This is a genomic window from Carnobacterium sp. AT7, from assembly GCF_000171855.1.
GTDB lineage: Bacteria > Bacillota > Bacilli > Lactobacillales > Carnobacteriaceae > Carnobacterium_B > Carnobacterium_B jeotgali.
In genome coordinates this window covers 79,767-86,597 of sequence record NZ_ABHH01000008.1, presented here as the reverse complement: position 1 = coordinate 86,597, position 6,831 = coordinate 79,767, and the positions used below count along the sequence as shown (strand labels likewise).

6 protein-coding genes and 1 other RNA gene are annotated in these 6,831 nt (G+C 33.4%); 3 read left to right on the top strand and 4 right to left on the bottom strand.

Annotated elements, in window-relative coordinates; translation table 11 throughout:
* Positions 1–236: 236 nt before the first annotated feature.
* Positions 237–1,244 carry a class I SAM-dependent methyltransferase gene (locus tag CAT7_RS04915; RefSeq protein ID WP_007722608.1) on the top strand — a complete coding sequence of 336 codons (1,008 nt, stop codon included), beginning with the start codon at positions 237–239 and terminating at the stop codon, positions 1,242–1,244.
* A gap of 27 nt (positions 1,245–1,271) precedes the next feature.
* The gene (locus CAT7_RS04910) at positions 1,272–2,462 is read left to right on the top strand and encodes an acetate/propionate family kinase (RefSeq protein WP_007722607.1); all 1,191 of its coding nucleotides are present in this window, start codon (positions 1,272–1,274) and stop codon (positions 2,460–2,462) included.
* A 59-nt stretch (positions 2,463–2,521) separates the two neighbouring features.
* Here the strand turns inward: CAT7_RS04910 and CAT7_RS04905 are convergent, their stop codons facing one another.
* The 4 genes from CAT7_RS04905 to CAT7_RS04895 form a co-directional block, all read right to left on the bottom strand.
* Complete coding sequence (locus CAT7_RS04905; protein WP_007722606.1) at positions 2,522–2,980, bottom strand: universal stress protein; 459 nt, start codon at positions 2,978–2,980, stop codon at positions 2,522–2,524.
* Between the two features lie 136 nt (positions 2,981–3,116).
* A complete protein-coding gene (locus CAT7_RS04900) occupies positions 3,117–3,398 on the bottom strand; it encodes a hypothetical protein (RefSeq protein ID WP_007722605.1) in 282 nt (93 codons plus the stop codon).
* A gap of 485 nt (positions 3,399–3,883) precedes the next feature.
* A non-coding RNA gene (gene ssrS, locus CAT7_RS12150) (6S RNA) lies at positions 3,884–4,071 on the bottom strand.
* 90 nt (positions 4,072–4,161) lie between these two features.
* Positions 4,162–5,448: a replication-associated recombination protein A gene (locus CAT7_RS04895; RefSeq protein ID WP_007722601.1), complete on the bottom strand. Its 1,287-nt coding sequence runs from the start codon at positions 5,446–5,448 to the stop codon at positions 4,162–4,164.
* A gap of 241 nt (positions 5,449–5,689) precedes the next feature.
* Between CAT7_RS04895 and CAT7_RS04890 the strand changes: the two genes are divergently transcribed.
* Entirely contained in the window at positions 5,690–6,829 is a 1,140-nt protein-coding gene (locus CAT7_RS04890; RefSeq protein WP_007722599.1) for a hypothetical protein, read from the top strand.
* Positions 6,830–6,831 lie beyond the last annotated feature (2 nt).

Genomic DNA, 6,831 nt, shown 5'->3' with positions numbered 1-6,831 from the left:
AAAGCTCTTCTATTCTTAGAAGAGCTTTTTTGACGGTTACGATGAAAACTTCAAAAAGAATAAAGGATATTAAAAAGCTTAAATTTGCTTTTGAAAATAAACTAAGCTCATGCTTGAAACCTTACAAGTTATTCGTTAGAATGGAAGAGTAGTGCCGTTTTAATAGATGACTCATTTCATTTCTTACATGACTAATACCAAGACGTTGTAAGAAAAAAAGAAAGAGGTTGAAATTAGTGTCTCAAAAAGAAATTGAACAGTTATTTAATCAATTGGACGCTTCAGTCCAACTTTTGCAAAAGGAATTAGATGTTTCTTATCTAGAGGCTCTTTCAGAAACTGGTGAAAATATTCTCGTTAATAAGATTCCTCATCAGATTGATGGTTTTCCTTCAGATGAAATAGTTGGAAAATTGACGCAACTATATAAAGAAGTTTCAATAGATAACATGGAATCTGAAGACATTCGAAAAGCAATTCAATTAGCTCTTTTGAAAGCTTCAAAGACAGATGCATTGCAACCCAATCACCAGATGACACCAGATGCGATTGGCTTTATTTTAAACTATCTAATTGAAAAATTAATTAGTGGAAAACTAGAGAAAATTCGGTTACTTGATCCAGCTGTTGGGATGGGAAATCTATTATCAACTGTTTATAATGGATTAGTTTCAAAAAACATTTTGGTAGAGGCAGAAGGTATCGATAACGATGATTTGCTTCTAACCCTTGCGTCAGTTAGCACAACTATGCAAAGGCAAAAAGTTACGTTGACTCATCAAGATGCGTTACAAGACTTGTTAATGGATCCTGTAGACGTTGTTGTGAGTGACTTGCCCGTTGGTTATTATCCATTGGACGAAAAAGTCAGTAAATACAAAACAGCTGCAAAAGAGGGTCATTCTTATGCGCATCATTTATTCATTGAACAAAGCTTACATTATTTGAAAGATGGCGGATTTGGAATCTTTTTAGTTCCTGCTCAGTTATTTGAGACAGATGAGACACCTGGACTGATGAAGATGATTCAAGAAGAATCGTTTTTACAAGGGATGTTAAATCTACCAAATGAGTTATTTAAGACTAAAAACTCCAGAAAATCAATTCTTTTGATCCAAAAGAAAGGGAACAATGCTAAACAAGCTAAACAAGTTTTGTTAGCACAAATTCCAGACTTTAAAAATCAAAAAGCCATGCTTCAATTTATGCAAGAAGTAGATAGTTGGAAAAAAGAAAATATTTAAAAATTTACATTAGGAGATGGAAAAAATATGCCAAAAACAATTGCAATTAATGCAGGTAGTTCAAGTTTGAAATTCACATTATATGAAATGCCAGCTGAAGAAGAAATCGCTTCAGGAATAATCGAAAGAATTGGTTTGAATAATTCAATTTTTACTACGAAATATGCCGGTGAAAAATACAAAGTGGTTGAAGATATTGCAAACCATGAAATTGCTATTCAAATGGTTTTAGATAAATTAATTGAATTAAAAGTGATTGCAAACTACGAAGAAATTACAGGAGTAGGACACCGTGTAGTAGCTGGTGGAGAATTATTTAAAGATTCTGCATTAATTACTGATGAAGTATTAGCTCAAATCGAAGGCTTAGCTGAATTTGCTCCGTTACACAACCCAGCAAATGCTACAGGAATCAAAGCATTCAAAAAACTTCTACCAAATATTACTAGTGTAGCTGTATTTGACACATCTTTCCATGCAACAATGCCTAAAGAAAATTATTTATATAGTCTTCCAATGGAGTACTATACAGACTTTGCAGCACGTAAATATGGTGCTCACGGTACTTCACATAAATATGTTTCAGAACGTGCAGCAGAAATGTTAGGCAAACCACTTGAAGACACAAAACTTATTACGTGTCATTTAGGAAACGGTGGATCTATAACAGCTGTTAAAGGTGGAAAATCAATTGATACGTCAATGGGATTCACTCCTTTAGCTGGAATTACAATGGGTACGCGTACTGGTGATATCGATGCATCATTATTGCCTTTCTTAATGGATAAATTAAATATCACTGATATTAATGATATGATTTATATCTTAAATAACAAATCAGGTTTATTAGGCCTTTCTCATGTTTCAAGCGATATGCGTGATGTTGAAAATGAAGCCGAAAAAGGAAATAAAGATGCACAAACAGCATTAGACATTTTTTATAATCGTGTTCAAAAATACATTGGTCAATATTTTGCAATTTTAAATGGTGCTGACGCAATTGTCTTTACTGCTGGAATTGGCGAAAATTCTCCAGAAACGCGTCAAATTATTATTGATGGCATGAATTGGTTTGGTGCTGAAATTGATCCTGAAGCAAATAATGTACGTGGAAAAGAACGTATTATATCTACTCCAGAATCAAAAGTTAAAGTACTATTGATACCAACAGATGAAGAAATCATGATTGCTCGTGATGTTGAAAGATTACGCGCATAATAAATAAACAAAAAAACAACCAAATAATTTTGGTTGTTTTTTTTGTTATCTAGTAAACATTAGCCTTTTTTATTGTCTAAATCTGTCCGAACGATTAATACGTCACAATTAGCATGCCTTATAACATATTCTGAAACAGATCCTATAAAGATCCGTTCTACTGCATTTAAACCAGTTGCTCCCAATAAAATCAAATCAATTTTTTGATCTTCCGGAATTTGTTTTGCAATTAACACTTTTGGAGAGCCATATTCAATTGAATAAGTAATATCTTGAACACGATGATTTTTTGCATAACGGACATATTCTTCTAAGGTGTTTTTAGCTTGTTCACTTGCTTTATCAGCCATAGCACCATCAAAGGTTGAAATGCTTTGAAACGCCCGAGTATCAATAACATGTGCAAGAACTAACGTAGCAGAGTTACGAACTGCAACTTGTACAGCCTTTTTAAAAGCTATTTCAGCCTCAGTCGAACCATCCACAGCAACTAAAATTCGATTGTATTGTTGTAACATATACATCCACTCCATTTCTCATGATAAAATAAATGAATTATTTCTTCCTAATCTCATTGTACTCTAAATGTATCCATTTTCATAGAAATACGAAAAGAGGTGGATATGATTTAAGTGAAGGGAAATACTGCTCGTTTTACATGCGCTTATTTAAACCGAAGATAAAGAAAAGCATCGTCAGCATAACAAAAAGTAAAACCGCAAAAGCTAACAAAGTCAGCTGGTAAAAAACGAGTACAAGAGAGCCAAGTCCGCCAATAAAAAAGAGTCTGCCGTAGAACTTAAAAAATGCTGCTGTTTTTGGTGTGGTTTCTTTTCCAGTACTCGTCAGAAGGACCATAGCTTTTCCAGTATAAAAAAAGTATGCTGCATAAATCAGTAACAAAGAAAAAATTAAAAATAAGATAGATAATAACATATTGAAACCTACTTTCTTTAAATTAATAGTAAAGTAAGCATACCATATTTCTTATGAGGATAAGATGAAATTTGAAGATGATGAAAATAATTTATATGAAATTGCTTTTAGAATGGGTAACTTTAAAGCCATCTAATGAACTAATTTATTCGGCTCTTAGTCAAATAGTGTGAATGCTTCTAAAAGTTCTTTCGGAATAGCCGGATTTGCTTGTAAGAGCCCTGGTACCGTCTTAAGCCTAAAGTCTTAAGAACTTTCAAGCCTCAAACACCGCTTAAACGCTAAAGCGTTAAAGCGATGTAATTCGCATTGAATACTTTACAGGGCTACAAGCAATCCTATTCCTCCAGAAGTGTTAAGCATGAACTAAATTCATCTATCCACACTAAAAAGTATAAAGCCATTTATTCATACTTAAAAATCTTAAAACCAAAGAAAAAAGCCATTCAATTAAGAATGGCTTTAAAAGTTTTAAACTTTTTAAAGAGAAATCCGATAATGCCGTTGTTATGCTCAGTTAGTATTGAACCCGCAAGTAGCAGGTGGGCTCCGCTGTCAAACTTCTAACTACCAAGTGAAAAGGCTTGTTATCCGATTGAATCAGTTTGGATCCCAAGGTAATATTAATTGTTCGGTCAACACATGTTGAGCAAGACGAACATCTTAGAAATCTTATCTTTATATTAGCATAGGCAAGTATTGTTGTCAATTAATTGACTATTAGACGCTTAAATAAAGTTGATTAGAACAACAAAGAAAACGGTTAATCTGTTTTCTTTTTTCCTTTTTTGAAATTGATAGACTCGTATTGTTTTGCTAAAGTATCTTCGTATTTCCCAGTGTGATTTGGAGAATAGTAAGAAGCTTTTTTTAGCTTATCTGGCAAATACTGTTGATTTACCCAAGCGCCAGGATAGCTATGAGGATAAAGATAATCTACGCCGCGTCCTAATTTTTTTGCGCCGCTATAATGTGAGTCCCTTAAATGATCAGGTACATCTCCACTTTTTCCAGCCCGTACATCTTGCAAAGCTGCATCAATCGCTACGTAAGACGAATTTGATTTTGGAGACAAGCATAAATCAACAACTACATTGGCTAAAGGGATTCTGGCTTCCGGAAAGCCTAATTTTTCAGCTGCTTGAACGGCGGTGACTGTTCTAGAAGCTGCAGAAGGATTAGCTAGTCCGATATCTTCGTAAGCAATAACCATTAAGCGTCTAGAAATAATCGGTAAATCGCCAGCTTCAATCAGTCTTGCTAGATAGTGCATAGCTGCATCAACATCACTACCGCGAATTGATTTTTGCAGAGCAGAGATGACATCGTAGTGAGCATCACCATCTTTATCATGTGTTAAAGCTTTTCTTTGGATACATTCTTCTGCAATGTCTAAAGTGATTGTTATAATACCTTTTTCGTCTGGAGCTGTTGATTTGATAGCTAGTTCTAAACCATTCAAAGAACTTCTTAAATCCCCATTTGTAGCTCTAGAAAAGTGTAACAAAGCTTCATCTGTAATGGTTACTTGTTCGTTTCCAAAACCTTTTTCTGAGTCGTTCACAGCATTCCATAAAGCGTGTTGGATGTCTTCATTAGAAAGAGGTTTAAGCTCAAAAATTTGGGTACGACTACGAATGGCGGGGTTAATCGTAATATATGGATTTTCTGTAGTAGCTCCGATTAAGATGATCCGTCCGTTTTCCAAGTGTGGCAATAAAAAATCTTGCTTAGGTTTATCTAGACGATGTACTTCATCTAAAAGTAAAATAACCGTACCGCTCATTTTAGCTTCTTCCACAACAATTTGTAAATCTTTTTTTGTATCACTAGCAGCGTTTAAGACTCTAAAAGCAAATTTCGTTGTGCCAGCAATTGCACTAGCAATACTTGTTTTACCAATTCCTGGGGGACCGTATAAAATCATTGAGGAGAGCATTTTTGCTTCTACCATACGTCGAATGATCTTTCCTTTTCCAACTAAATGTTGCTGTCCGACAATATTATCGATATGAGTAGGTCTCATTCGATAAGCTAACGGTTGATTCATAAAGAGTAGCCTCCTACTAACATTCTTATTACTAGTATACCACTGTAACCATTGGGTTTCTACAAAGAGGAACGTTTGTTTGATTTGAGGGATTCGTTCATAATTGTTCATATTTGCAAATCACTCAAATTTTTGGTTTGGCTTTTCTACGATTATTTGCGATAATGTGTAAGAAGTCATTTATTTGATTAGACCTGATTAATCAAATTGATAGGAAAGTTTGAAGGAAAGGAACTTTTTAATGTCCGAAAAAAAAGAATTTAATCAAGTTGCTAGTCCATCAAAAGCTAAGAATAGAAGTCGGCCTAATTTTTTCTCGACAACTGCTAAAATTATTGTAAAAAAAATAGCGGAAAATCAAAGAAAAGAAAAAGAATTAGTGACTATACAGCAACAAGAAACAGTTGATAAACTTGTAATCGATGCTTCATATAAAGAAAAAGCGATTCTACAACAAGCTAAACAAGAAGCAGAAGATATTTTAACAGTTACATTTCAGCAGTCAGAAAAAATGTATCAAGCAGTTAAACACGATATAGAAATGGTTAAAGAAGAAGTGGAACTAAAGAAAAGACTATCCTTTGAGCACTTTGATAATGAAAGAACAGAAGCTCAAAAGCTAACTAAAAAAGCTGAAGAAGATGTTAGTGAAATGGTTGCTCTAGCTAACAAGAAAACTGAGCAAGTAGAAGAAGAACTCTCGTTAAAAAAAGCTGTTTATCAACAAGAAATAGATAGAGAGTTAGGGAAATTAATGAAAGAAAAAGAATGGTTTGAACAGTATCAACAACAAGTCCAAGAATCTATTGAAAGAAAAGAAAAGGAACTTTTTTTTGAAAGTCGAAAAAAAATAGAACAAGAACAAATAGAAAAAGCGACCTTACAAAATAAAGTAGATTACTTAAAGGCACTGAATAATAAACGAAAAATGAATTCTTATCGAATTGGCTTGGTTATTTTTGGCTGCACTGTTGTATTGAGTCTATTGTTAACTTTATTTAGGTATTCAACGCCAATAGTTCATGTTATTGGTATTTGTTTAGCTTTTATTATTGCTTGTTTAGCTTTTGTGTTAGTTTATATCAACTTAGTAGATGGAAAAACAGAGCAAAAGATTAAAGGGATTGGTTTTCAAAATGCTTCATTAATTGAAAAAAATCAAATGTTAGTTGAAACAATAGTGAATCTTGAAAAAGACATAAAAAAACTAATTGAAGAAAAAATTCAACTTGAAAGAACAAAACGTCATTCACAAGATAATAGTGAGTTTTTAAAAATTATGCAAGCAGATTTGAAACATTCTGAGATGCATCGTAGAGTATTAGAATCGGAAAATGCAGCATTGAGAAAGCATTTAGTCAGTGAAGAAATAAAGAACTAAAG